Annotated in this window: 23 protein-coding genes and 1 pseudogene; 15 read left to right on the top strand and 9 right to left on the bottom strand. The window is 69.3% G+C overall.

All coding sequences use genetic code 11. From position 1 onward, the window contains the following. Positions 1-220: pseudogene (locus FHD68_RS08660) on the top strand (pseudouridine synthase); the annotation flags it as partial. Between the two features lie 65 nt (positions 221-285). Here FHD68_RS08660 and hemP read toward each other — a convergent pair. Beyond that, entirely contained in the window at positions 286-462 is a 177-nt protein-coding gene (gene hemP / locus FHD68_RS08665) for a hemin uptake protein HemP (RefSeq protein WP_064503568.1), read from the bottom strand. Positions 463-612: 150 nt separating this feature from the next. Further along, positions 613-1,626: a zinc ABC transporter substrate-binding protein gene (locus FHD68_RS08670; RefSeq protein ID WP_139085541.1), complete on the bottom strand. Its 1,014-nt coding sequence runs from the start codon at positions 1,624-1,626 to the stop codon at positions 613-615. A 112-nt stretch (positions 1,627-1,738) separates the two neighbouring features. Here FHD68_RS08670 and FHD68_RS08675 point away from each other — a divergent pair, with 112 nt between their 5' ends. The 4 genes from FHD68_RS08675 to FHD68_RS08690 all read left to right on the top strand — a co-directional run bounded on the left by FHD68_RS08675 (position 1,739) and on the right by FHD68_RS08690 (position 4,212). Further along, positions 1,739-2,245 (top strand): Fur family transcriptional regulator, encoded by a 507-nt coding sequence (locus FHD68_RS08675; RefSeq protein ID WP_369799443.1) that lies wholly within the window; start codon positions 1,739-1,741, stop codon positions 2,243-2,245. Continuing rightward, on the top strand, positions 2,242-3,021 hold the full coding sequence (locus FHD68_RS19885) for a metal ABC transporter ATP-binding protein (protein ID WP_127899057.1): 780 nt from the start codon (positions 2,242-2,244) through the stop codon (positions 3,019-3,021). Before FHD68_RS08675 ends, FHD68_RS19885 begins: the two co-directional genes overlap by 4 nt. A gap of 6 nt (positions 3,022-3,027) precedes the next feature. Continuing rightward, positions 3,028-3,810: a metal ABC transporter permease gene (locus FHD68_RS08685; RefSeq protein ID WP_045982018.1), complete on the top strand. Its 783-nt coding sequence runs from the start codon at positions 3,028-3,030 to the stop codon at positions 3,808-3,810. 198 nt (positions 3,811-4,008) lie between these two features. After that, positions 4,009-4,212, top strand: a complete 204-nt coding sequence (locus FHD68_RS08690; RefSeq protein WP_369799442.1) for a hypothetical protein — start codon at positions 4,009-4,011, stop codon at positions 4,210-4,212. A gap of 140 nt (positions 4,213-4,352) precedes the next feature. Here FHD68_RS08690 and FHD68_RS08695 read toward each other — a convergent pair whose 3' ends face one another. The 3 genes from FHD68_RS08695 to FHD68_RS08705 form a co-directional block, all read right to left on the bottom strand. After that, complete coding sequence (locus FHD68_RS08695) at positions 4,353-5,003, bottom strand: YjbF family lipoprotein (RefSeq protein ID WP_240542446.1); 651 nt, start codon at positions 5,001-5,003, stop codon at positions 4,353-4,355. An 8-nt stretch (positions 5,004-5,011) separates the two neighbouring features. After that, positions 5,012-7,198 (bottom strand): YjbH domain-containing protein, encoded by a 2,187-nt coding sequence (locus FHD68_RS08700; RefSeq protein WP_127899055.1) that lies wholly within the window; start codon positions 7,196-7,198, stop codon positions 5,012-5,014. A 112-nt stretch (positions 7,199-7,310) separates the two neighbouring features. Further along, positions 7,311-7,871 carry a hypothetical protein gene (locus tag FHD68_RS08705; protein ID WP_127899054.1) on the bottom strand — a complete coding sequence of 187 codons (561 nt, stop codon included), beginning with the start codon at positions 7,869-7,871 and terminating at the stop codon, positions 7,311-7,313. 259 nt (positions 7,872-8,130) lie between these two features. On the opposite strand from FHD68_RS08705, the gene FHD68_RS08710 reads away from it, so the two are divergent. Next, the gene (locus FHD68_RS08710) at positions 8,131-9,222 is read left to right on the top strand and encodes a sensor histidine kinase (RefSeq protein ID WP_205963155.1); all 1,092 of its coding nucleotides are present in this window, start codon (positions 8,131-8,133) and stop codon (positions 9,220-9,222) included. Here the strand turns inward: FHD68_RS08710 and FHD68_RS08715 are convergent. Then, positions 9,219-10,601, bottom strand: coding sequence for an L-serine ammonia-lyase (locus FHD68_RS08715; RefSeq protein WP_127899053.1), 1,383 nt, complete (start codon positions 10,599-10,601; stop codon positions 9,219-9,221). The two genes, FHD68_RS08710 and FHD68_RS08715, sit on opposite strands and share 4 nt — an antisense overlap. A gap of 241 nt (positions 10,602-10,842) precedes the next feature. On the opposite strand from FHD68_RS08715, the gene dusB reads away from it, so the two are divergent. The 9 genes from dusB to hflX all read left to right on the top strand — a co-directional run bounded on the left by dusB (position 10,843) and on the right by hflX (position 22,958). Further along, complete coding sequence (gene dusB, locus FHD68_RS08720; protein WP_127899052.1) at positions 10,843-11,844, top strand: tRNA dihydrouridine synthase DusB; 1,002 nt, start codon at positions 10,843-10,845, stop codon at positions 11,842-11,844. Further along, positions 11,841-12,953 (top strand): two-component system sensor histidine kinase NtrB, encoded by a 1,113-nt coding sequence (locus tag FHD68_RS08725; protein ID WP_127899051.1) that lies wholly within the window; start codon positions 11,841-11,843, stop codon positions 12,951-12,953. Before dusB ends, FHD68_RS08725 begins: the two co-directional genes overlap by 4 nt. Positions 12,954-12,965: 12 nt before the next feature. Next, positions 12,966-14,411, top strand: coding sequence for a response regulator (locus tag FHD68_RS08730; RefSeq protein WP_127899050.1), 1,446 nt, complete (start codon positions 12,966-12,968; stop codon positions 14,409-14,411). A 73-nt stretch (positions 14,412-14,484) separates the two neighbouring features. Further along, a complete protein-coding gene (locus tag FHD68_RS08735; protein ID WP_139085543.1) occupies positions 14,485-16,746 on the top strand; it encodes a sensor histidine kinase NtrY-like in 2,262 nt (753 codons plus the stop codon). Further along, on the top strand, positions 16,743-18,134 hold the full coding sequence (ntrX, locus tag FHD68_RS08740) for a nitrogen assimilation response regulator NtrX (RefSeq protein WP_045982010.1): 1,392 nt from the start codon (positions 16,743-16,745) through the stop codon (positions 18,132-18,134). Before FHD68_RS08735 ends, ntrX begins: the two co-directional genes overlap by 4 nt. Before the next feature lie 65 nt (positions 18,135-18,199). Then, a complete protein-coding gene (gene trkA, locus FHD68_RS08745; protein WP_045982009.1) occupies positions 18,200-19,576 on the top strand; it encodes a Trk system potassium transporter TrkA in 1,377 nt (458 codons plus the stop codon). Positions 19,577-19,586: 10 nt separating this feature from the next. Beyond that, complete coding sequence (locus tag FHD68_RS08750) at positions 19,587-21,218, top strand: TrkH family potassium uptake protein (RefSeq protein ID WP_045982008.1); 1,632 nt, start codon at positions 19,587-19,589, stop codon at positions 21,216-21,218. Between the two features lie 114 nt (positions 21,219-21,332). Beyond that, positions 21,333-21,566, top strand: a complete 234-nt coding sequence (gene hfq, locus FHD68_RS08755) for an RNA chaperone Hfq (RefSeq protein ID WP_042250201.1) — start codon at positions 21,333-21,335, stop codon at positions 21,564-21,566. Continuing rightward, on the top strand, positions 21,567-22,958 hold the full coding sequence (hflX, locus tag FHD68_RS08760) for a GTPase HflX (protein WP_127899047.1): 1,392 nt from the start codon (positions 21,567-21,569) through the stop codon (positions 22,956-22,958). 92 nt (positions 22,959-23,050) lie between these two features. Here hflX and FHD68_RS08765 read toward each other — a convergent pair whose 3' ends face one another. The 3 genes from FHD68_RS08765 to FHD68_RS08775 form a co-directional block, all read right to left on the bottom strand. Then, entirely contained in the window at positions 23,051-23,962 is a 912-nt protein-coding gene (locus FHD68_RS08765) for a carbohydrate kinase family protein (RefSeq protein WP_127899046.1), read from the bottom strand. 23 nt (positions 23,963-23,985) lie between these two features. Next, complete coding sequence (locus FHD68_RS08770) at positions 23,986-25,152, bottom strand: TFIIB-type zinc ribbon-containing protein (RefSeq protein WP_127899045.1); 1,167 nt, start codon at positions 25,150-25,152, stop codon at positions 23,986-23,988. 7 nt (positions 25,153-25,159) lie between these two features. After that, a partial coding sequence (locus tag FHD68_RS08775; RefSeq protein WP_139085545.1) for a DUF4339 domain-containing protein occupies positions 25,160-25,406 on the bottom strand: 247 nt, incomplete at its 5' end.

The raw sequence follows: 25,406 nt of genomic DNA on the forward strand, positions 1-25,406 counted from the left end.
GAAGCCCTTCGGCAAGCCCCGCGCCGATGGCGACCGCAAGCCCTATGGCGCACCGCGTGGCGAAGGGGCGGAGGGTCGCAAGCCGTTCGGCGGTCCGCGTGGTGATGCGGGCGGCAAGTTTCAGGGCAAGCCGCGGCCGGGCGGGGCCAAGCCGTTCGGCGCTCCGCGCGGAGATCGCCCGCAGGGTGGTGGCCGCCCCGGCGGCAAGCCCCGCGGCTGACAGGCGACAGCACGCGTGACGAAAGGGCCGCCCCGTAGGGCGGCCCTTTTGCCAAGGTCGATCGACTATTTCGTCAGGATCAGCTTGCCCGCGCGGGTGATCCGCAACTGATAGACCTGCTCGTCCAGGACGATCAGCGCCTGGTTGCCGCCCTGCGTGAGGGCGGTGGCGTCATGCTGCGGCATCCGGGCCAGGATGGCGGTGCCGGGACGGGTGAAATCGGCGGGGCGCGTTGCGGTCATGGTCAGCCTCATGCTGGGACAGTGATGATGCCCCAATGCTGACAAATTCGTTCAGGTTTGTCAAAGTAAAATAGTCAGGATTCTTAACGATCAGATTTCGACCCGCTGACAGGTGGTCCGGACCGCCGCGAAGGCGGCCCGGACGGGCGATCACTGATCGGCAAGGCAATCGACGATGGTGTCGGCCATCTGGGTCAGCAGCACCTCGTACTGGCCCGCGCCGGGGGACAGCGTGCCGCCCTCGGGGCTCAGTTCGCTGCCGGTGCGGATGTCGCTGCCCTCGGTCACGGTGGTGATCAGGCCGGCATCATGGGCGTATTCCGGAAAGGCGCAGACGGCCCCTGACTCGGCGATCTGGGTGCGGATCTGGTCGATGCGCGCCGCGGACGGGGTCGAGGCGTCCCCAAGCGACACGGCGATCGCAGGCTGCAGACCAAAGTGATCTGTGAAATGGCCATAGGCGTCGTGGAACACGACGAACCGGTCCTGCGCATGCGGGGCAAGGCGTTCGCGCAACGTGTCGTCCAAAGCGGCGATGCGTTCGGCCGCCGCATCCGCATTGGCGCGATAGGTGGCGGCATTCTGGGGGTCCTGCTCGGACAGCGTCGCGACGATGGCGTCAAGCCAGGGCGCCGCGTTGGCGGGGTTCAGCCAGGCATGGGGATCGGTGCCGGCATGGACATGATCATGCCCCGCATGGTCCCCGTGGTCGTGGTCGTGGTCGTGGTCGTGGTCGGCATGATCACCGTGATCGTGACCGGCGTGATCCGCGTGGTCGTCATGCCTCGCATGGTCGCCATGGTCCGTGTCACCCTCTGACGCTGCACCGGCATAGTCGCGCAGGGCGACGCCCTCGACCTCCAGCAGGCGCAGCTGCGTGGCCCCCGACAGGGTGTCCGACGCCCGCGACAGCCAGGGCGTCAGCTCGGGTCCCATCCAGATCACCACATCGGCACCCTGCAGCGCCTGGGCGTCCGACGGGCGCATCTGGTAATGATGCGCGCTGGCCCCTTGGGGCAGCAGGACGCGCACCTCGGCCAGATCGCCCATGACCTCCTGGACCAGGGCGCCGGTGGGGACCAGGTCTGTGACGACCTGCGGGGCGGCCAGGGCAGGGGCGGCGGTCAGTGACAGGATGGCGGCAAGGGATGCAGGGCTGCGCATCGGGATCTCCTTTGCAGGGCGGGTTTGTTGCGATGGCAGGGTTCTGTGTGTTACAGGGTAACAAGTCAACCGCATTGTAATAAAGTAACGCATCGCTGCGTGAAGGACCCCCGTGCCAGACCACGACCACGACCATGTCATCGCCGCGACCTTTGCGCCGCATGACCACCGCGAATGCGCGCACCGTGCGCTGGACGAGGCTGCGGCCCGGCTGGCCGAGCAGGGCGCGCGCCTGACCCCCGTCCGCCGCCGCACGCTGGAGATCCTGCTGGAGAGCCACCGCGCGATGGGCGCCTATGAGGTGCTGGACCGCCTGGCGACCGAAGGGTTCGGCCGCCAGCCCCCCGTCGCCTATCGCGCGCTGGAGTTTCTGGTCACGCATGGGCTGGCCCACCGGCTGCAGCGGCTGAACGCCTTTGCGGCCTGCCTGCATCCGGGGCACGACCATCATCCGGCCTTCCTGATCTGCCGCAGTTGCGACAAGGTCGCAGAGGCCGCCGCCGCCCCGATCCGCGATGCGCTGACCGCGGTCGCGGCCCAGGGCGGGTTCCGCGTCGAACGCGCCACGATCGAGGCGCTGGGCCTCTGCGCCACCTGTGCCGCCGAAGGCGTCGCATGACCCCGCTGATCGAATCCCGCGCGCTGACGATCCACCGCCCCGGAACGACCGAACCGGTGCTGGCGCAGGTCGATTTCCGCATCCGCCCCGCCGAGATCGTGACCGTCGTCGGTCCGAACGGGTCGGGCAAGTCGTCGCTGATCCGGGCGCTGCTGGGGCACATGCCGCTGGCCTCCGGCGCGGTGACGCGGCGGCAGGGGCTGCGCATCGGCTATGTTCCGCAGCGGGTTCAGCTGGACACGGCCATTCCGATGACCGTGCGCCGGTTCCTGTCGCTGCCCGTGCGCGTATCCGACGTCCAGGCCGAGGATGCGCTGGTCCGCACCGGCGTTCCGGGCCTTGGTGCGCGGCAACTGACCCAGCTGTCGGGCGGCCAGTTCCAGCGGGTGCTGCTGGCGCGGGCCTTGCTGGCGGACCCGCATCTGCTGGTCCTGGACGAACCCACGCAGGGGCTGGATCAGCCGGGCATCGTGGCCTTCTATCAGCTGATCGAGGAGGTGCGCCGGCAGACCGGCGCGGCCGTGCTGATGGTCAGCCACGATCTGCTGGTGGTCATGCGGTCGTCGGACCGGGTGGTCTGCCTGAACGGGCATGTCTGCTGCGAGGGCACGCCCCAGCATGTCAGCACCGCCCCCGAATACCGCGCCCTGTTCGGCGCCGGGGCCGAGGGCACGCTGGCGCTGTACCAGCACCGCCACGACCACGACCACGACCTGACGCCGCATGTCCACGGGCCGGGATGCGGCCATGACCACGCCGACCGGGCGCAGGGGTGACCACCGATGCTTGACGATTTCTTCATGCGCGCCGTTCTGGCGGGGTTGGGGTTGGCCCTGGTGGCGGGACCGCTGGGCAGTTTCGTGGTCTGGCGGCGGATGGCCTATTTCGGCGATTCGACCGCCCATGCCGCCATCCTGGGCGTCGCGATGGCGCTGGCCTTCGAGGTGTCGATCTATGCCGGGACCCTTGCGGTTGCGGTGGCGATGGCCTGCCTGGTGTCGGCGCTGGTGACGCGAGGGCAGGCGATGGACACGATCCTGGGCGTGCTGTCGCATTCCGCGCTGGCCGTGGGCCTGGTCGCGATCAGCTTCGTGCCTGCCGCGCGGTCCGATCTGTCCAGCTATCTGTTCGGCGACATCCTGGCGGTGGGCCGTGCCGACCTGGTGCTGATCTGGACGGGGGCGGCGCTGGTTCTGGCGGTCCTGGCCCTGCGTTGGCAACGGCTTGTGACCAGCAGCCTGAACGAGGAGCTGGCCATGGCCGCGGGGATCGACCCGCGGGTCGAGCGCCTGGTCCTGTCGCTGGCGCTGGCCGTGGTGGTCGCGCTGGCGATTCGAGTGGTGGGCTCGCTCCTCATCTCGGCGATGCTGATCGTGCCGGCGGCGGCGGCCCGCACATGGGCCCGGACCCCCGAGCGGATGGCCGCCGGCGCCGCCCTGATCGCCGCCGCATCCGTCATCCTGGGGTTGTGGGCCAGTTTGCGACTCGACACGCCGGCGGGTCCCTCGATCGTGACCGCGGCGGCGATCTTTTTCGTCGTCTCACAGGCACTTCGCCGGGCATAGTGCCGAATTGTCACAGTTTTTCCGGGGGTTTGCGGGGGCCGGAACCAAGTGCCGAAACAGGTGTTGGCCAATATGCAACAGTGGTTGCAAGCCCACGGGGGAATCAATTCAATGCTGCTTTTCAACTGTTCGGGTTTGTGTAACTGTCGCCTCGATGTTGCCAGAAATGGCAGCCGTCAATCGAAACGGAGCATGATCATGACCAAATTCGCTACTTTCGCGGCCGCTCTCGGCCTGACCGCAACCTCGGCTCTGGCCGGTGGCTATGTCGCCCCCGTCGTGGAAGTCGAGCCCGTCATCGTTGAGGAGCAGCCCGCTTCCTCGAACGCTGGCCTGGTCGTCCCCGCCCTGCTGCTGCTGGGCGTCATCGCCGCAGTCGCTTCGGACGACGACGACAGCTGATATCGGATCGGATCGTTCGCACGGTCCGAGCCACAAGGGGCTGGCCTTTGGCCAGCCCCTTTTTCGTTGCCCGCCATGGCACCCGCGCATGAAAAAACCGGCCCCGCAAAGGGCCGGTCTTTCAGTTCCGGTGTTGCCTGTCAGGGACGCAGCGTCTGGATGGTCACATAGCCCAGGCCCGGCCCGATCCATTGGCGCGATACGGGGAACTGCCCGTTCTGGACCAGATAGTTGTTCTGGAAGGTCGCACCATGCCCTTCGCAGGTCTCCAGGATCACGCCGGGGTTGGGGCCGGGCGCAGTGGTGCAGGAAAACTGCAGCGGCCGTTCCAACCCGTCGCCTGACAGATAGCGCATGACGCGCGTGCCGCTGCCGGACTGGCCCGCCCGGATCAGCGCCTCGGTCCCCGGTTCCGCCACCGACAGGTCGCGGCCCAGACCGCGCGTGCCGATCAGCATGCCGCCGCGCAGGATCACCGCCTGTTCGTCGGGGGTCATGTAGGTGCGCATGGCGCCGTTCGTCCCCGTCAGCGCCAGGACCTGCGTGCGGGCAGGGCTTTCGAAGGTCGCCTGGATCAGCGGGCCGGGATTGACGCGCAGCGCCTCGGCCGCGGCCTGCTGGGGGTTGCGGGCGGGTTGCGCCGGCTGGGTCGCCCCGCGGGCCGTGATGGCCTGGGTCGCGGTCTGGGCCAGAACCGACAGCGGGCTGGCCCCGGCCTCGTCCGCGCCGGTATTGCCGCAGGCCGACAGGGCGGCCAAGGCCACCCCGGCCAGGATTGCGCGCGTCTGCATCGCTCTGCTCATCGCCAGAACCTCCCCCAGCCTTCGTAAAGATCGACGGTGTGGCTTTCGCGAACACGGTCGTACAGGCGTCCGTTGACATTGACCCGCGATCCGCCGTCGCGCGACAGCGAGCGGATGTTGGTCGACACGCGGTCGCGGCTGGCCTGGCCCGTGGCCCAGCCAAGCGGGATCGACAGGGTCACGCCCTTGTCGAAGCTGCCCTCGCCGAACTCCTCTGCCGACAGGTCGGTCTTGGTGGCATAGGCGCCGATCTGCCAGCCGTTCGCGAACTCGCGCGCCAGGGTCACGGTCGCACCGACGTCCCCCGCCAGGTACTGGCCGACATCCAGCTGGGCGGTGAAGCCTTGCGTGAACTCATAGTATGCCGAAACGTGGCCGGTCGTGACCTCATAGTCGCGAAAGTCGAACAACTGGTCGAAGTCGCGCTTGCGGACGCGGTTGATCTCGGCGCCAAAGCCCAGGGGCGAATTGGCGGGCTTCCACAGCGCCTCGGCCGAGACGCCGCCATAGGCGCGTTCCAGCAGGCCCACGGTCACGCGGGTATAGATCGCGTCCGACGGCTTGGCGTACCAAGCCAGCGTCAGTTCCGGGATCACCGGGCTGGAATTGCCCGTGTACATCCGCGTGTCGGACCGCACCCGCGGCACGCCCTGCGGCGTGGTTTCCAGGGCGGGGTTCGATTCATACTCGTCGGGGCTGTAATATTCGCCCCGCTGGCCCGGAATGCCCGGACCGCGCTGGCCGATGTCGCCGAAGGCGCGCTGGCGCAGGGCGCCGGTGGCGATCAGGCCGGGCATCAGCTCATAGCTGGCACGCGCCTCGGCGCCGACCTCGTGGGTCAGTCCGTCCTCGGCGCTGAAGATGCCCAGGTCCAGATAGGGCTTCACCGACCAGCGGAACCGCGGATAGAGGCCCTGGCTGGCCACCAGCCCCGGCACGCCCGGTGCGGCGTCCGACAGGGTGGATGCGGCGGCGATCTGCCCGGCCTCGGTGTTCTCCAGCCGCTCGACATCGCTGCGGCGCAGGGTCACCGACGAGGTCGGCATCCCGTCGCTGGTCGAGGTGATCACGAGGGTCTCGACCGACGGGGGCAGGGCGCGGGTCATCAGGCGCGCGGTGCGGCCCACGGCCTCGGCCTGGTTGATATAGCGCTGATTGCGCAGGCGGACCTCGGCGCGGGTCGGCGCCAGGGCCATGCTTTCCAACAGCATCCCCTCGTCCGCCATGCCGTCGCCCAGGGCCTTCTGGATGGCGGGCTGGGCGGTCGGGTCCTGCGACCAGCTGCCCGACCAGCCGTCGGGGTCCTGCGCGGGCGCCGGCCGCGGACGCACCGGGGCCGGCGCGCTTTCCAGGCCCGACGGATAGGTGGCGTCGCGCGGGTTCAGCGCGATGGTGAACTGCGCGCCGATCGTCTCTCCGCCGATGGTATAGAGCCCGGCCTCGTAGTTGCGTCCAAAGCGATAGTTGGCGGCAAGGTTGATGTTGCTGCCCGGCTCGTCGCCCTGCTGGTATTCGTTGCCGTCGCTGTAGCGGGCGCGATAGATGTCGTTGGAGTATTCCGCGACCAGGTTCAGGCGGTCGTTGACCTGCCAGCTGACCGAGGCGAAGGGCTTGGCCCCGCCGGTGAACCAGTCCTCGACATTGGGCGTCCCGCCCTCGTCGCCGACGTCGATGATGCGCGGCTTGCCCGCCAGCGTGCCCCAGCCCAGGCCGACCGATGCGCGCACCGTCGGCGTCACGTTGCGCGTCGCCACGATGTATTCGCCCGAATAGACGCCGGTGCCCAGGAAATCCTGGAGGCCGACGGCCACCGCGGGGCGCCAGCCGTCCTCGTCCACGATCTGATAGCGCAGGTCCAGCGAGCGGTCCGAGATGAACCCCTCCTGCCGGTAATCGTTGATCCCGTCGACGCGGCCATAGCGCAGGACCGTCGTCAGCCCCGGTAGCGCCTGGAAGAAGACGTTGCCGCGTCGGGCATAGTCGGACAGCGACAGCGTCGCGCCCAGGCTGCCGTCGGGCATCGTCTCGGCCGTGGGCGTGTCGATGCCGCCGGGCAGGCCATAGGTCGACATGTTGCGCCCCAGCATCGGGTCGGCGGTCGCGACGCCGACGCCCGACCCCACGATCAGGGCCAGGGGCAGGGTGGTGGCCATCAGCTGGCGGGTCAGTCGCGAGCGGCGCATCGGCGGCTTCCTTTCGGCGGCAGGATCAGGGCGGGCAGGGCAGGATCGTCAGGCGCAGTGGCAGGCTTTGCGGCACGGATCGACACACGAATGCGTGAGCCGTGCGCGCGCGTCAACCGGCGGCGGCCGGTGCGGCCTCGGCTGTGGCGGGTGCGGCCGGGGCGGCGGGCTGTGCACAGCCGAGCTGGGTCTGACCGTTCACGGTCAGGCGTGCGGTCAGCGGATAGGTCTCGTCGACCATGCTGTCCTTGCATTTCGCCGCCCGCAGGTTCAGCACGAAGGGCCGCCCGCCCAGCACCCCGATGTATTCGACGCCCTGGCTGAAGACCAGGCGGTTCACCGGGATCTGGCGCCCGGCCTGGTTGTCGGCCGTGCGATAGACGGCCGTGTCGCCGCTGACCTGGACGTTCCAGGCCGGTTCGTTCCCGCCCGCGACAAAGGCGGTGGTGCGATAGGTCACCGGTTCCGCGGTTGGCACGACGCGCCCGACCGTGCCCGTCTCGATCGGCTGTTCCAGCGGAGAGACGGCGGGCGGGCGCGGGCCGGTCGGCTCTTCGGGCTGGGCTGCGGCGTCGTCCAGGCCGACCCCGCGTCGCAGGTCGGTCATCACCTGGGTGTCGCAGGCGACCAGGGGCAGGGTCATCAGGGCAAGGATGGCAAGGCGGGGGAACATGGGGCTTTGGCCTTCTGGTTCAGGGCGGATTTGTCGCGGGATCACTGTCTGCCAAGCGTTAGCAACCGCAGCCACGGGGGGCAAGCGTCACGCCCCCGTCCCGGCATGTCGCCGCCGCATGGATCGGCCGCACCGGACGGTTCACCTTGTTGATAAATGATGATTATTGGTGCGAAACCGGCTGCATCGAGGGTTATTCGTTGAATATCATACGGGAACCGGCATAGGTTTCGGTGATGTTCTCTCTGGTGGCACCCACATGACGGGATCGGCACAGCACGCCCGGGGCCCCGCCGCGCGGCCCGAACCGGCGCGATTTTCCTGGGACGACGGGCCGATGGCGCGTGCGACCGGAAACTTTGACTGGCAGACCACGCCCCTGGGGTCGATCTCGGAATGGTCGGTGGCGCTGACGACCGCGGTGCGGATGATGTTGGCGCAGCGGCACGCGTCCTGCATGTTCTGGGGCCCCGAGCTGATCATGCTGTACAACGACGCCTATGCGCCCGTCCTGGGCCGCAAGGAGGCGCGGGCCCTGGGTCAGCCCTTCCAGCAGATCTGGGCGGATGTCTGGGACGACGTCAAGCCGCTGGTCGACCAGACGCTGTCAGGCCGCGGCACCTATTCCGAGGAGATGCGCCTTGTCATGACCCGCAACGGGTTCGACGAGGAGACGTTCTGGACCTTCAGCTACAGCCCGCTTTACGACGACGACGGCAGCGTGGCGGGTCTGATGAACATCACCGTGGACATGACTGCGCTGGTGCTGGCACGCCGCAACCAGCAGGTCATGCAGGAAGAGCTGCTGCACCGGATCAAGAACATCCTGTCGGTGACCTCGACCGTGGTGTCCTCCAGCCTGCGCAACGCGACCAGCATCCAGGAGGCCCGCGACACGGTCGGCGCGCGCATCATGGCGCTGGCCAAGGCACAGGGCCTGTTCACGGGCCTGGGCGAAAGCGCCGACATCACCGAGGTGATGGCCCGATCCATCGGCGCCCATCTGGTCGGGAACGACCGGATCCGCCTGTCCGGCCCGCCCGTGCCGCTGAGCAGCCAGCAGGCAGTCGGCCTGTCGCTGGCCCTGTACGAATTGGCGACGAATGCGGCAAAATACGGCGCGCTGGCCAGCCCGCTGGGCATGGTCGACCTGACCTGGTCGGTCATGGGCGACGACTTCGCGCTGGACTGGCAGGAGACCGGTGGTCAGGTCGTGGCAGCGCCCACGCGCGAAGGGTTCGGGTCGCGCCTGGTGAACATGATCGTCCCGGCCTATTTCAACGGCGAGGGGCAGGCCGAATTCCTGCCCCAGGGCCTGCATTACACGCTGCGCGGGCAGCTGACCCCCTAACAGTTCGGGACGTTCACGGCCAAGCCGCCAAGCGACGTCTCCTTGTACTTCTCGGACATGTCGCGGCCGGTCTGGCGCATCGTCTCGATGGCGGCGTCCAGGGGCACGATGTGGCTGCCGTCGCCGCGCAGCGCCAGGCTGGCGGCCGCCACGGCCTTGATCGCGCCCAGCCCGTTCCGCTCGATGCAGGGCACCTGGACCAGGCCACGCACCGGGTCGCAGGTCATGCCCAGGTGATGCTCCAGCGCGATCTCGGCGGCGTTCTCGACCTGCTGGGGGGTGCCGCCCAGGACGGCGGCCAGGCCCGCGGCGGCCATCGCGGCGGCGGATCCGACCTCGGCCTGGCAGCCGCATTCCGCGCCCGAGATCGAGGCGTTGTGCTTGATCAGCCCGCCCACCGCCGCCGCCGTCAGCAGGAAATCGGGCAGCAGCCGTTCGGACGCGCCCGGCACATGGTCCAGCCAATAGCGGATCACCGCGGGCACCGTGCCGGCGGCGCCGTTCGTGGGTGCGGTGACGACCTGACCGCCGGCGGCGTTCTCCTCGTTCACGGCCATCGCATAGGCCGACATCCAGTCGTTGATCACATGGGGCGCGGTCATGTTCAGGCCGCGTTCCTCGACCAGCTTGGCGTGGATCGCGCGCGCGCGCCGACGCACGTGCAGCCCGCCGGGCAGGACGCCGTCCGTCGACAGGCCGCGGTCCATGCAGTCGCGCATCGCGGTCCAGATGCGGTCCAGCCCCGCCAGCATGTCGGGACGGGACCGAAAGCACAGCTCGTTGGCCTCCTTCATGCGGGCGATCGACTTGCCCGAGGCCTGGGCCATCTCCAGCATCTCGGCCGCGCTGGCAAAGGGATAGGGCACGCTGGACGTGGCATCGCTGCGCACCGCGCCCGCCTTGTCGGCCAGCTCGTGGTCGGTCATCACGAAGCCGCCGCCGATCGAGTAGTAGATCTGGTGATAGATCACGTCGCCCTGCGCGTCGGTCGCCGACAGGGTCATGCCGTTGGCATGGCCGGGCAGGGTGTGGTCGTAATCGAACCGCAGGTCGCGTTCGGGGTCGAAGACCAGCGGGCCCAGCCCCTGCGGTTCCAACAGGCGGGTCTCTCGGTTGCGGGCCAGCGCGGCCTCGGCCGCCTCCATGTCCATGCTGGCGGGGGTGAAGCCCGCAAGACCCAGGATCGTCGCGCGGTCGGTTGCGTGCCCCCTGCCGGTGAAGGCCAGGCTGCCATGCAGGCTGGCGCGCAGCCCATGCGCCCGGAACGGCTGCACCCGCAGGGAATCGAGGAACCGCTGGCCGGCCACCATCGGCCCCATCGTGTGCGAGGAGGAGGGCCCCACCCCCAGCTTGAACAGATCGAACACCGACAGAAACATGGCACCCCCTTGCATTTCCGCGCCCATCCAAGCACGACGCAGGCCCCGCCGCCACCACCGTCCACGTCGCTTCCGGTTCCGGTTGCGACATCGGCCCGCTTGCAGCCTTGGCGCGCGGTCTGCTTAAGATGATTGCAACATGCCCGGTTTGCAGGCAACCGGGACGCGCCTGCGATTTGGGCAGGCCAGCCGCCCCCTGCCGTTCTTGCGGGCGGTCTGCCCCGGGGTGAAGGAACAGAACATGCGATTGCCCGACCCGATCATGCTTGGTGACACACCCCTTGGCCCGCCGGTCTTCCTGGCGCCGATGGCCGGGATCACCGATGTCCCCTGCCGCCGCGCGGTCGCGCGGTTCGGCGCGGGCCTGATGGTGTCCGAGATGGTCGCCTCGACCGAGATGGTGACGCCGCGCCCGTCGACACGTGCCGCCGTGCGCGCCAAGGCGCTGACCGAAGGTGCGCTGCCCGTCAGCGTCCAGATCGCGGGCCGCGAAGCCGCACCGATGGCCGAGACCGCGCGCATCGTGGCCGGCATGGGGGCGCGTGTCATCGACATCAACATGGGCTGTCCCGCCAAGAAGGTCACCGGCGGGCTGTCCGGCGCGGCGCTGATGCGCGACCTGGATCATGCGATGACGCTGGTCGATGCGGTCGTGGGGGCGGTCGACGTGCCCGTCACGCTGAAGATGCGGCTGGGCTGGGACGACGACTGCCTGAACGCGGCCGATCTGGCGGCGCGGGCGCGCGATGCGGGGGTCGCGATGCTGACCGTGCATGGCCGCACGCGGGCGCAGTTCTACAAGGGGCAGGCCGACTGGTCCGCGATCCGCGCGGTGGCCGACCTGCCGGCGCGCCCGCCGCTGGTGGCCAATGGCGACGTCGTCGATGCCGCCAGCGCCCGTGCGGCCCTGGAGGCGTCGGGGGCGGATGCGGTGATGGTCGGTCGCGGCGCGCAGGGGCGGCCCTGGATCCTGGCGCAGATCGCGCATGACCTGTGGGGCACGCCCGCGCCCGACGTGCCGCAGGGCGCGGCGCTGGCCGATCTGGTGGCCGAGCATTACGAGGACATCCTGGACTTCTATGGCACCGATCTGGGCCTGCGCGTCGCGCGCAAGCATCTGGGCTGGTATGCCGATGCGAACGGCGCCCCGTTGCGCGACCAGATGATGCGGGCCGACACGCCCCGCGCGACGCTGGACCTGATCGCCCGCGCCTTCGGCGAAGCCGCAGGGGTGGCCGCATGACGCCTCGGCCGCGCGATTTCCGTGAGGCGGCCCCCGGACCGGGCTGGGCGGCGCTGCCGCTGCCCGCGCTGATCCTGGACGCCGACGGACGCGTGGCCGCGATGAACGACGCCGCCGAGATCTGGTTGAACCTGTCGCGCAACTCGACCCTGGGCCGCGCGCTGGACGGGGACGAGATGTCGATGCGCCTGCGCCTGCAGCCCGGCCTGGGGCCGCTGCTGGCCCGCGTGCGTGCCAGCGAGGAGGCGCTGTACCAGGCCAGCGTCCAGTTCGAGATCGGCGACCGGACCGGCAACCACCAGGCGCGGCGGGCGGCCGTGCATGCGGGGCCCGCGGACGGGGCCGGCGGGTCGGTGTCGCTGCTGATCGTGCCGCAGGACGATGATGGCGCGCACCAGGCCCGCCATGTCCGCAGCGCCGCCCGCAGCGCCATCGGCATGGCCGAGATGCTGGCCCACGAGATCAAGAACCCCCTGGCGGGCATCCGCGGCGCGGCCCAGCTGATGGCCATGAACGCCACCCCCGAGGACCGGGAGATGGCCGAGATGATCGTCGCGGAATCGCGCCGCATCGTGGCGCTTCTGGACCAGGTCGAACGGTTCGGCGACACCTCGGCCCCGCGCTTGTCGGCGCTGAACGTGCATGACGTGCTGGAACAGGTGCGCCGGTCGGCCAAGGCGGGCTTTGCGCGCGACGTGCAGATCGTGACCGATTACGACCCCTCGCTGCCTGCGGCGCTGGCCGATGCGGACCAGTTGGTGCAGGTCTGCCTGAACCTGGTCAAGAACGCGTCCGAGGCGCTGGACGGCAAGGCCGGCGGCGCGATCCGCCTGCGCACCCATTACGACCACACGCTGCGCCGTCCCCCCGACGAGACCGATCCCACGGGCCGCCCGCTGCCCCTGCAGATCGAGATCGAGGACAACGGCCCCGGTTTCCCCCCGGCCATCGCCGACCAGGTGTTCGAGCCCTTCGTCTCGGGCCGCGAGAACGGCACCGGGCTGGGCCTGGCGCTGGTCAGCAAGATCATCACCGACCACGGCGCGCTGATCCGGGTGGACAGCCGCCCCGGTCGCACCGTGTTCCGCATCTCCCTGCCCAAGGCATAAGGACCTGAACCCATGGACGGCACCGTTCTGATTGCTGACGACGATCGCACCATCCGCACGGTGCTGACGCAGGCGCTGACCCGCGCGGGATGCCGCGTCCACGCCACGGGCAGCCTGGCGCAGCTGCTGAAATGGGTCGAGGAGGGGCGCGGCGACCTGGTCATTACCGACGTGATGATGCCCGACGGCAACGGCATCGACCGCATCCCCGCCATCCGCGAGGCGCGGCCAGACCTGCCGGTGATCGTGATCTCGGCCCAGAACACCATCGTCACCGCGATCCGCGCGACCGAGGCCGAGGCGTTCGAATACCTGCCCAAGCCCTTCGATCTTCCGGACCTGATGTCCAAGGCGAACCAGGCCCTGTCGCGCCGCCCGCGCAAGTCAGACCCGATCCCCGAACCGCTGCCCGCCCCGCGCGAGGCGGCGGACCCGGCCATGCCGCTGATCGGTCACGCACCATCGATGCAGGCGCTGTTCCGCATGGTCGCGCGGGTGCTGAACGCCGACCTGCCGGTGATCATCGCCGGAGAGGCGGGGGTGGGCAAGACCACCATCGCCCGCAGCTTTCACGAGCTGTCGGACCGGCGCGACCGGGGGCTTGCGGTCCTGACCTCGTCCGACGCGACCGAGGAGGCGATCGCGCGCGCCGCCGACAAGGCCCGCGGCGGCACGATCATCATCGAGAACCCGGCCGGGTTCGACACAGGCGCGCAGGCCCGCCTGATCGGCCTCATCGAGACGATGGAGGCCGGCCCCGACCGCGCCCATGCGCCCCGCATCGTGGCGACCACCGGGTCCGATCCGCAGGCCGACGTGGCGGCGGGCCGGTTGCGGTCGGACCTGTATTACCGCCTGGCGGGCGTCACCGTCAGCGTGCCGCCCCTGCGCGCGCGGGTGGACGACATCCTGCCGCTGGCGGCGCATCTGCTGGCCCGTGCCGCCGCACAGGGCCTGCCGGAGCGGATGCTGTCGGACGATGCGGCCGCCATGCTGCGCGCCCATCCGTTCCCGGGCAACGTCCGCGAGCTGGAGAACATGATGCGCCGCCTGGCCCTGACCGCCAGCGGCCCCGCCATCAGCACCGCCGAGATGCGCGAGGCGCTGTCCCAGCAGTCGGGCCACCGCGCCCCCGCGGCGGCGCCGGTATCGGCCCTTGCCCCCGCGCGCGAACCCGCGGGCGTCGTCAGCCTGCCCCAGGTCGGATCGCGCTTGTCGGATTCGGTCGAGGCGCATCTGCAGCGCTATTTCGACCTGCATGGCGACGCGCTGCCGCCGCCGGGCCTCTATGACCGCATCCTGCGCGAGGTGGAACGCCCGCTGCTGCAGGTGGCGCTGGATGCGACCGGGGGAAACCAGCTGCGTTGTGCCGATCTGCTGGGGATCAACCGCAATACGTTGCGCAAGAAACTGACCGAGTTGAATATCGAGGTGACACGGAGGCGCAAACTGATGTAAAACCGCCACAGGGACCAGCGCGAAGGACACGCGCGCCCGCAACAAAAGCCGCGAAAGACGGCAAGTGGGGGATATGGCAGGTTTGGCATCGGGGCTCAGCTGGGACAGGTTGGCCCGTATCCGATTGCCCCGACCGTGGCGCGGGGCGCTGACCTGGGGCATCGTGCTGTCGGGCGTGGCACTGGCCGTGGCGACGCTGGCGGTGATGGGGCCGTTCGGTCGGGGCATGCAGGGCGCGACCCTGCGGGTGGTCCTGCTGGCGGACCTGGCCTTTCTGATCGTGCTGATCGGGTTCATCGTCGCGCGCATGGCGCGGCTGATCTCGGCCCGGCGCAGCACGGCGCCCGCATCGCGCCTGCATGCACGGCTGGTCGCGATCTTTGGCGGGCTGGCGCTGGTGCCCACAGTGCTGGTCGCGCTGTTCGCGGGATTTCTGGTCAACATCGGGCTGGAGGGCTGGTTCTCCGACCGCGTGCAGCAGGTCGTGACCACGTCCCAGGCCGCGGCCGAGGCCTATCACGCGGAACATCGCGGCGATCTGACCGAGGATGCGCGCGCGCTGGCCAGCATCCTGACCCGTGCGGGGCGCGCCAATCCCCTGATCGAGGACGGAGAGATGCGCGAGCTGCTGGTGCAGGGCCAGGGCCTGATCCAGCGCGGACTGCGCGAAGCCTATATCATCAACGGCGCCGGAGAGATCCGCGCCCGGGGCGAGCGGAGCTATCTGTTCTGGTACGAGGCGCCGGGTGCCGACCAGCTGGACCGCGCGCAGGCCGACGGCATCGCCCTGATCGAGGATTGGGCGAATGACGAGTTCCGGGCGCTTGTCGCGCTGCCGCCGCTGGCCGACCGATACCTGTACGTGACACGCGACGTGGATGGCGACCTGTTGGGGCTGGTGGACGACACGCGAGCGACCGCGGGCGATTACCGCCAGCTGGAGGCGATGCGCAGCCAGGTCCTGTTGGAGTTTTCGCTGGTCTATCTGGGCTTTGCGCTGCTGCTGGTGGCGGCGGCGATCTGGCTGGGGCTGTGGTTCGCGTCCCGCCTGTCGCGGCCAATCGGCCTTCTGGCGCAGGCGACCGACCGCGTGGGGCGCGGCGATCTGGACGTGCAGGTTCCCGAGGTCCGCACCGGGGACGAGATCCAGACCCTGGGCCAGGCCTTCAACCGCATGACCCGCCAGCTGAAGACGCAGCGCGAGGAGCTGGTCGAGAGCTATCGCCTGTCCGATGACCAGCGGCGGCTGTTCGACAACGTGCTGACTTCGGTCACGTCGGGGGTCATCGGGCTGGACGCGGCCGGAGAGATCGACTTCGTCAACCGCTCGGCCAGCCGGCTTCTGGGGCTGGATGCGAAACGCGACATCGATGCCCTGCTGTCCGAGGTGGTGCCGGAATTCGCGCCGCTGTTCGCGCGCCTGTCCGCCTCGGTCGCCGAGACGATCCAAGACGAGGTCCGCCTGATGCGCGAGGGCCGGGTAGAGAGCCTCTTGGTCCGCATGGCCGTGCGCCGCGGCGCGGACGGCGCGCTGGAGGGATACGTGGTGGCCTTCGACGACGTGACCGAGCTGGTCAGCGCGCAGCGCATGGCCGCCTGGGGCGACGTCGCCCGCCGCGTGGCCCACGAGATCAAGAACCCGCTGACGCCCATCCAGCTGTCCGCCGAACGCCTGCGCCGCAAGTTCGGCCCGCTGGCGGCCGAGGGCGACCGCGCCGCGCTGGACCAATACACCGAGGTGATCATCCGCCAGACGAACGACCTGCGCCGGATCGTGGACGAGTTCAGCCGCTTTGCCCGGATGCCCGAACCCGACCGGGCCGAGACCGACCTGGCCGCGCTGCTGCGCCAGGTGCTGCTGTTGCAGCAGGACGCCCTGCACGCGACCATCACCCGCGACATCCCGGAGGAGCCGGTGATCGTCGACTGCGACGCCGGGATGATGCGCCAGGCGCTGACCAACCTGCTGAAGAACGCCGGAGAGGCCATTGACGAACAGGCCGCGCAGGCGATCCCCGGCTGGACGCCGAAGATCGCCGTCGCGCTGGAGGTGCAGCCCGAATCCGTCTGCATCCGCATCATCGATACCGGGCCGGGCCTGCCCGCCGACCGGTCGCGGCTGTTCGAACCCTATGTGACGCTGAAAAGCCACGGCACCGGGCTGGGCCTGCCCATCGTCAAGAAGATCGTCGAGGAACATGGCGGCAGCCTGTCCCTGACCGATGCGCCCGATCCGCCGGGCGCCATGGCCGAGATCCGGCTGCCCCGCGAACGCCATCCCGTGCGGGGGCCCAAGACCAAGAGCAGACAAGAAAAAGACGAGGCGACACCATGAACGACATCCTGATCGTCGATGATGAACGCGACATCCGCGAACTGATCGCCGACATCCTGCGCGACGAGGGCTTTGACACCCGCATGGCCGCGAATTCGGACGAGGCCGTGGCGGCCCTGAACGACCGCGAGCCGTCGCTGATGATCCTGGACATCTGGCTGAAGGACAGCCGCATGGACGGGATCGACATCCTGAAACAGGTCAAGCGCAACAATCCCGACGTGCCGGTCATCATCATCTCGGGGCATGGCAACATCGAGATCGCGGTCGCCGCGATCAAGCAGGGGGCGTACGATTTCATCGAGAAGCCCTTCAACATCGACCAGCTGATGGTCGTCATCAACCGCGCGATGGAGACCGCCCGCCTGCGCCGCGAAAACAGCAGCCTGCGGCGCGGCGGCGACCGCGTGGCCGACATGCTGGGCCAGTCCGCGGCCTTCAAGCGGCTGCGCGACGCGCTGGACAAGGTGGCGCGGTCCAACGGCCGGGTGATGCTGGCGGGCGAACCCGGCACCGGCAAGGAGAGCGCTGCGCGCTATATCCACGCGCACAGCCCGCGCGCGTCGGCGCCCTTCGTCACCGTCCCCTGTGCCACGATCGAGCCCGAGCGTATGGAGGAGGTGCTGTTCGGCCGCGAATCCCCCGAACGCGGGATCGAGCCGGGCCTGTTGGAGCAGGCGCATGGCGGGATCATCTATTTCGACGAGGTGGGCGACATGCCCATGGGCACCCAGCCCAAGATCCTGCGCGTGCTGACCGAACAGCAGTTCGTGCGCGCGGGCGGCGCGGACAAGGTACGGGTCGACCTGCGGGTGCTGTCGTCGACGAACCGCGACCTGGTGGCGGAAATCGCCGCCGGCCGGTTCCGGCAGGAGCTGTTCGACCGGCTGAACGTGGTGCCCATCGCGGTGCCGTCGCTGGCCGACCGGCGCGACGACATCGCGGCCCTGGCGCGCCATTTCATCGAGCAGTTCCACAAGAACCAGGGCCTGACGCCGCGCGATCTGCCCGAGGAGACCGTGGCCGCGCTGCAGTCGATGCGCTGGCCCGGCAACATCCGCCAGCTGCGCAACGTGATCGAACGCGTGCTGATCCTGGCGGAAAGCCACGGGCCGATCCTGCCGTCCGAGCTGGAGCCCCAGGGGGCCACGCCGGACAACAGCGACACGCTGAGCCTGGGGCCGTCGGTCACCGCGATGGCGCTGCGCGAGGCGCGCGAGCTGTTCGAGCGTGAATACCTGGTCGCCCAGATCAACCGGTTCGGCGGCAACATCAGCCGCACCGCGCAGTTCGTCGGCATGGAGCGCAGCGCGCTGCACCGCAAGCTGAAGTCGCTTGGGGTCGTCGGCGGGATGCGCGGCGAGGACGAGTTGATGATGGGCAAATAGCCTGCCGCTTGCGCGGACCGCGCGCCCGGCTTAGGCAAGGGGGCGCGGGACAGGAAGGGTGACGCATGAAGATCATCATCTGCGGGGCAGGGCAGGTCGGCTGGCAGATCGCGCGCCACCTGTCGGGCGAGCGCAACGATGTCACCGTCATCGACAACAATCCCGACCTGGTGCGCCGGGCCACGGAATCGCTGGACGTGCAGGGGGTGACGGGTTTTGCCAGCCATCCCGACATCCTGGACAGCGCCGGCGCGCGCGACGCCGACCTGATCATCGCCGCGACCCATTCGGACGAGGTGAACATGGTCACCTGCCAGGTCGCGCATTCGATCTTCCAGGTGCCGCGCAAGATCGCCCGCCTGCGGTCGGGCGCCTATCTGGACGCGATCTATTCCGATCTGTACCGCACCGAGCACCTGCCCATCGACGTGGTCATCAGTCCCGAACGCGAGGTCGCGCTGGCTGCCCTGCAGCGCCTGTCGGCCCCGTCGACCTTCGACGTCGAGACCTTCATGGACGGCAAGATCCAGCTGCTGGGGATCGACCTGGAACCGGACTGTCCGGCGCTGAACACGCCGCTGCGCCAGCTGACCGAGCTGTTCTCCAGCCTGCGTGCTATCGTGGCGGGGGTACGCCGCAAGGGGCGGCTGTTCGCGCCCGAACCGGGCGATCAGCTGTTCGCCGAGGACCAGATCTATGTCTTCTGTCACATCGATGACGTGGCGCGCACGCTGGACATCTTTGGCAAGCCCGCCCGCAAGCAGGAGCGCGTGACCATCATCGGGGCGGGCAACGTGGGCCTGGCCGTGGCGCAGGCGCTGGAGGCGCGGCCGGACCGCATCCGCGCCAAGCTGATCGAACGCGACCGGGGGCGCGCCGAATTCGCGGCCGACCGTCTGGAACGGACCATCGTGCTGAACGGCGACGGCCTGTCCGCCGAGATCCTGGACGAGGCTGCCGTTCCCCAGGCCGACGCCGTCCTGGCGGTCACGGACGACGACAAGACCAACATCCTGGCCTCGGTGCGCGCCAAGCAGGCGGGGGCGAAAATGGCCATTGCGCTGATCAACGACCCCACGCTGGTGCCGCTGATGGGGGCGCTGGACATCGACGCCTATATCAACCCGCGATCGACGACCGTGTCCACGATCCTGCGCCACATCCGCCACGGGCGCGTGCGCGACATCTATTCCGTCGGCGACGCCGAGGCCGAGGTGATGGAGGCGCAGGTTTTGTCCACCAGCCCCATGGCGGGCCGCGCGATCCGCGACATCGACTTCCCCGAAGGCGCGCTGCTGGGTGCGGTGCGCAAGGGCGACCGGGTGGTTAAGCCGCTGGCCGACACCCGCATCGACGAGGGCGACATCGTGCTTATCTTTGCCCTGACCAAGGACGTCCCCGAAGTCGAGCGCCTGTTGCAGGTCTCGATCGACTTCTTCTGAGGGTCGGGGGATGACGGGCTTTCTTCTGCGGATGCCGCTGCTGGTTCTGCTGGTCGGGCTGGCGGCGGTGCTGATGCTGGCGCCCGCGGGCTTTGCCTCGGTCACGGGATACGCCGCAATCGCGCGCAACTTCTTCTATGCGGCGCTGCTGACGCTGACCTTCTGCGGGCTGATCGGGCTTGCGGCGCAGGCCAACCCCCGCGGCCAGACCGCGCGAGAGATGCTGCTGCTGATGCTGGGGGTCTATGGGCTGCTGCCGCTGCTTCTGGCCGTGCCCTTTGCGGAAAGCCAGCCCGACACGGGGTTCTTCAACGCCTGGTGGGAGATGGTGTCGTCGCTGACCACCACCGGGGCGTCGCTCTATTCGGCCGACCTGCTGCCGCTGCCGCTGCATCTGTGGCGGTCGATGGTGGGCTGGATGGGGGGCTTTTTCGTGCTGGTGGCGGCGGTCGCGATCCTGGCGCCGCTGCGCGTCGGCGGGTTCGAGATCATGTCGAACCCCTATGGCCGCGAGGAATACCGCGAGCACCTGCCGCCGTCGGACCAGCCGCGCCGCCCGGTCCTGCACCTGTCCGATCCCAGCTTCGACACGCAGCTGGCGGATCCCGCCAGCCGGCTGGGCCGCGCCGCGCTGCAGGTGGGCCCGCTCTATCTGGGCTTCACGCTGGTGCTGTGGGTGGGGCTGCTGATGCTGGGCGATCCGTCCTTCGTGGCGCTGACGCGGGCGATGGGGACGCTGTCGACGTCGGGCATCTCTCCGGTGATCGGGCCGTCGGGCGAGGCTTCGGGCATTCCCGGAGAGATGCTGGTCTTTATCTTCCTGATCCCCGCCCTGTCACGGCGCTTCTGGCCCGGGGGCGCGGAACTGCGCGCGACCGAGCGGCTGATCGAGGACCCCGAACTGCGCATGGCGCTGGGCCTGGTCCTGGGGGTCGGCGTGATGCTGTTCCTGCGCCATTTCCTGGGCGCGATCGAGGTCGACCGCGCGGCGCCCCCCGATCCGACCGGCATGGCCGAGGTCGGGCGCGCCCTGTCGGCCATGTGGGGCAGCATGTTTAGCGCGCTGAGCTATCTGACCACGACCGGCTGGACCTCTGTCGCCTGGGCGGGGGCGCGGTCCTGGTCGGGGCTGGACGCGCCGGGGTTGGTCCTGGCGGGGCTGGCACTGATGGGGGGTGGGATCGCCACGACCGCGGGGGGCGTCAAGCTGCTGCGCGTCTATGCGCTGGCCACCCACGGCCAGCGCGAGATGGAGCGGATCATCCACCCCCATTCCGTGTCCGGCGGCGGGCGAATCGCCCGCAGGTTGCGTCGCGAAGGCGCCTATCTGGCCTTCATCTTCTTTATGCTGTTCGCGATTTCGATCGCGCTGGTGGTCAGCCTGGTGTCCATCCACGCCATCGAGTTCGAGACCGCGACCATCCTGTCCATCGCCGCGCTGACCAATGCCGGCCCGCTGGCCAGCGCCATTCCCCTGACGCCCGCCTTCGAAGGTACCGCCGGCATCGCCTCCGCGCCGTGGGAGGGTTGGTCGGGCCTGCCCGATTTCACCAAGGCGGTGCTGGCCTGCGCGATGGTCCTGGGCCGGATCGAGACGCTGGCGGTGCTGGCGCTGTTCTCTCCGGAGTTCTGGCGCCGCTAGGTGTGGCCCAAATGTTGCCTTCGCGTTTTCGCGAAATCCGCCATGCTTGCATGGGGTGGGGCATCGGCTTAGATGTTGAACGGACAGGGACAGTGAAAAACGGACGATAAACAAATGGCTGGCGACAAGCAGAACCTGCAGGATGCGTTCCTGAACCATGTCCGCAAGGCCAAGGTGCCCGTCACCATCTTTTTGATCAACGGTGTCAAGCTGCAAGGCGTCATCACCTGGTTCGACAACTTCTGCGTCCTGCTGCGCCGCGACGGACAGTCGCAACTGGTCTACAAGCATGCGATCAGCACGATCATGCCGGGCCAGCCCATCACCCTGTACGAAGGCGAGGATTGATTGGCCGAACTGACGGAAACCGCAGCCAAGCCGACACGCGCCTATGTGATCCACCCCGATCTGGGCCGCGCCCGTACCCAACGGCGCGAGCCCGAGCATGCGTTGGCCGAGGCCGTGTCGCTGGCCCTGGCCCTGCCGGGCATCGAGATGGTCGGATCCGAGGTCGCCAACCTGCGCGAGCCCAATGCCGGCAAGCTGTTCGGCAAGGGCAAGCTGGCCGAGATCAAGGAGCGCCTTGAGGCGCTTGAGGTCGAACTGGTGCTGATCGACGGGCCGGTGACCCCTGTCCAGCAGCGCAACCTGGAGAAGGATTGGGGCGTCAAGCTTCTGGACCGGACCGGGCTGATCCTGGAGATCTTCGCCGACCGTGCCCGCACCCGCGAGGGCGTCCTGCAGGTCGAGCTGGCGGCGCTGTCCTATCAGCGCACGCGGCTGGTTCGTGCCTGGACCCACCTGGAGCGTCAGCGCGGCGGGTTGGGCTTCGTGGGCGGTCCCGGCGAGACGCAGATTGAGGCCGACCGTCGCGCCATCGACGACCAGATGACGCGCCTGCGCCGGCAGCTGGACCGCGTGGTCAAGACCCGCAGCCTGCACCGCGCATCGCGTGCGAAGGTGCCCTATCCGATCGTCGCGCTGGTGGGATACACCAACGCCGGGAAATCGACGCTGTTCAACCGGCTGACCGGGGCAGACGTGTTCGTCAAGGACATGCTGTTCGCGACGCTGGATCCCACCATGCGGGCGATCCGCCTGCCTGACGCGCAGGGCGCGAATTCGGGGCGCAAGGTGATCCTGTCGGACACGGTGGGCTTCATAAGCGATCTGCCGACCGAGCTGGTCGCGGCCTTCCGCGCCACGCTGGAGGAGGTGCTGGAGGCCGACCTGATCCTGCATGTGCGCGACATCAGCCACCCCGAGACCGAGGAGCAGGCCCATGACGTGGCCGCGATCCTGGACAGTCTGGGCGTGGACGAGGACGTGGCCGCGATCGAGGTCTGGAACAAGATCGACGCCCTGGGCGACGACACCCGGGCGGCCCTGCGCCGCACCGATGCCCGCACCGAGGGCGTGCAGGCGGTCAGCGCCCTGTCGGGCGAGGGGCTGGACGACCTGATCGCCGCCATCGACCGTCAGCTGGGCGAGGTTCTGGACGAGCCGCGCGTGGAGGGGCAGGTGGTGCTGGATTTTGCCGATGGGCGCAGCCGTGCCTGGCTGCACGAGGCCGGCGTGGTCGAGCGCGAGGAGGCAGGCGAGGACGGGCTGCATCTGGATCTGCGCTGGACCGCGCGGCAGAAAGGCGCGTTCGAGGCGTTCACCGGCACGGCCACCGAGGCCGACAAGGATGACGAAGCCGAAGAGCCGCGCAGCGGCGGGTGGCACCCGGCGGACTGAGCCCGTTGCGTCCCGCGACGGAAGGGCGGGGGGCCAGCCCCCCGCACCCCCCACCCGGACGGGGCTGCGCCCCTCCCGGACCCTCCCCCAGATCAGGCAGGCATTTCGTGTGACCAGGGCGGGTTTGCGCCGGGGCGCGAGACGGTGACGGCGGCAGCCTGCGCGCCGAGCGTCAGCGCCGCGTGGATCTGGGCGGGGGTGATCGCCGCGATGGCGTCCTTGGTCAGCAGGCCCTGGCGGTCCAGCGAGGCCAGCACGCCCGCGTTGAACGTGTCGCCCGCGCCGATCGTGTCGGCCACGGTGGCGCGCACGGCGGGGGCGTGGACTGTCTCTCCGGCCCAGATCGCCTTGGCGCCGGCCTCTCCTCCGGTCTGCAGGACCAGCTTGGGGCCGGTGGCCAGCACCGCGCGGGCGGCGTCTTCGGGCGACAGGTCGGGGTGCAGCCATTCCAGGTCGTCGGCCGACAGCTTGACGATATCGGCCATGGGCAACAGCCGGGCCAGCCGCGCACGATAGGCTCCCGCATCGGTGATGAAGAACGGCCGGATGTTGGGATCGATCATCACGGGCAGGCGGTCGTGATGCTGCGCGATCAACGCCTCGATGGTGCCGCCGCAGGGGTCGGGCACCAGGCTGATGCCGCCGGCGAAGAGCGCGGTCACGGTATCAGGCAGCGGCCCGATATCCTCGGGCAGCAGCATCCGCCCGGCGGAGCCCTCGTCGTAGAAGGAGTAGCGCGCCTCGCCGTTCGTCAGCGTCACCAGCGCCAGCGTGGTCAGCCGGTCGGTGCGGGGGCACAGGTCGGTGTTCACCCCGGCCTCGGCCAGCGGCCGCAGGATCTGGTCGCCGAAGGGGTCGCGGCTGATCGGCCACAGATAGCCCGTGTCCTGGCCAAGCCGCCCAAGCGCGATGGCGGTATTGTAGACCGCGCCGCCGGCCAGCGGGCGGAAGGTGCCGTCGGACGGCACCATGTCGATCAGCGATTCGCCTGCGCACAGGATCATGGTCGGTCCCCCTTGGTTCGGCCCTATTGGGTCAGATACAGGATGGCTGCTAACGCTACCAGTGCCACGGCGACGGCCCCGGCGATTTTCCATGCCGAATACGGGCGTTCGCCCATGACCTTGCCGGTCTGGCCATTGACCACGAAACGGTAGCTTGCGCCGTTGTAGCGATAGGCCGCAGCCCAGATCGGCAGCAGGACGTGCTTGAAGGTCTCGTTCACAAAGCGGCTGTCGACGTGATCGACGCGCTGTTCCGCGCCGCCGATGCTGCGGCAGGCGTCCTGGTGGATGACCTGCGCCATCTGCTGGCGTGCGGCCCCGTGACCGTCCGCCAGGGGGACGGTGTACCCCTCGGCCTCGAACCCCGACAGGAAGCGGGGGTCGTATTCCGCCACGGCCGACAGATCCCAGGGCTTCATCGCCTCGGAGAAGCGCGGCGGCAGCGCGGTCGATGCGGGGATCAGCACGTCGTTGAACTGGCGCGCGACCTGACCCGACACCGGGGTCCAGCGGATGCGGCGTTCCTGGCGGCTGACCGTCTGCGTCCGGCCGTTCACTGTCTGGGTGCTTTGCACCATGACGTAATACGCATCGCCCCGCTGGCCGCGATAGCGCGACGTCGTGTCGGCGTCGAAGGTCCAGAAGGGGGAATAGATCCCGCTCAGCCGCCGATCCTTGCGCGCATAGGCCGTCAGGCCGGACGGGGCGAACCACAGGCTGCCCAGCCACGCCTTCATCGCAGCGCGGGCCTGCGCCTCGGTCAGGGTAAAGGGCATCACCCCCTGCGGTTTGATGCGGCGCGTGGGGCCGGTGTCAGTGACGACCGGCGTTGCGCAGAAGGGGCAGGCGCTGGCGTGATGGTCGGCGTCCAGATCGACCTGTGCCCCGCAGTTCGGACAGGACAGGGTGCGGACGGTCTGCACGATGTCCGCGGCACCCTGAGACAGATCCAGCCCCTCGGCCAGGGGGATCTCGCGAAGCGCGGGGCCCGTCGCCCGCGGGCCCTCGGACCATTGCAGGGCGGGGTCGGCGCTGCTGTCATCGGCCTTGCGCCCCGGCGCACGGGCGGGGCCGGGGCCGATGGTTTGCCGGTGGCCGCACCAATCGCAGACAAGCTCCTGCTGGCCGGGGCGAAAGGTCAGGCTGGCCCCGCATTGTCCGCAGGGAAAGCGGTGTTCGGCCGGGATCATCCGGTCCTCAGCGCGGCAGGGGCGGCGGCGTCGCACCAAGGATGGTGGCCAAGGCCGGGACCTGACCGGCCTCCAGCCAGCCATCCTGCCCTTCGGTCCAGACCAGCGTGGCAGGGGTCAGGCGCCCCTCGGCCACAAGCCGCAGCAGGTCGGATTGCGCAAAGGGCCCCGCGGCCGCGCCGTCGATGGCCACATGCCAGCGTGGTGCCGTGCCGCCGGGCAGGGGCGGCGGGGCCGCAGGCGGCGCTGCGGGC

This window comes from Paracoccus marcusii (assembly GCF_006151785.1).
Classification (GTDB): Bacteria; Pseudomonadota; Alphaproteobacteria; order Rhodobacterales; family Rhodobacteraceae; genus Paracoccus; species Paracoccus marcusii.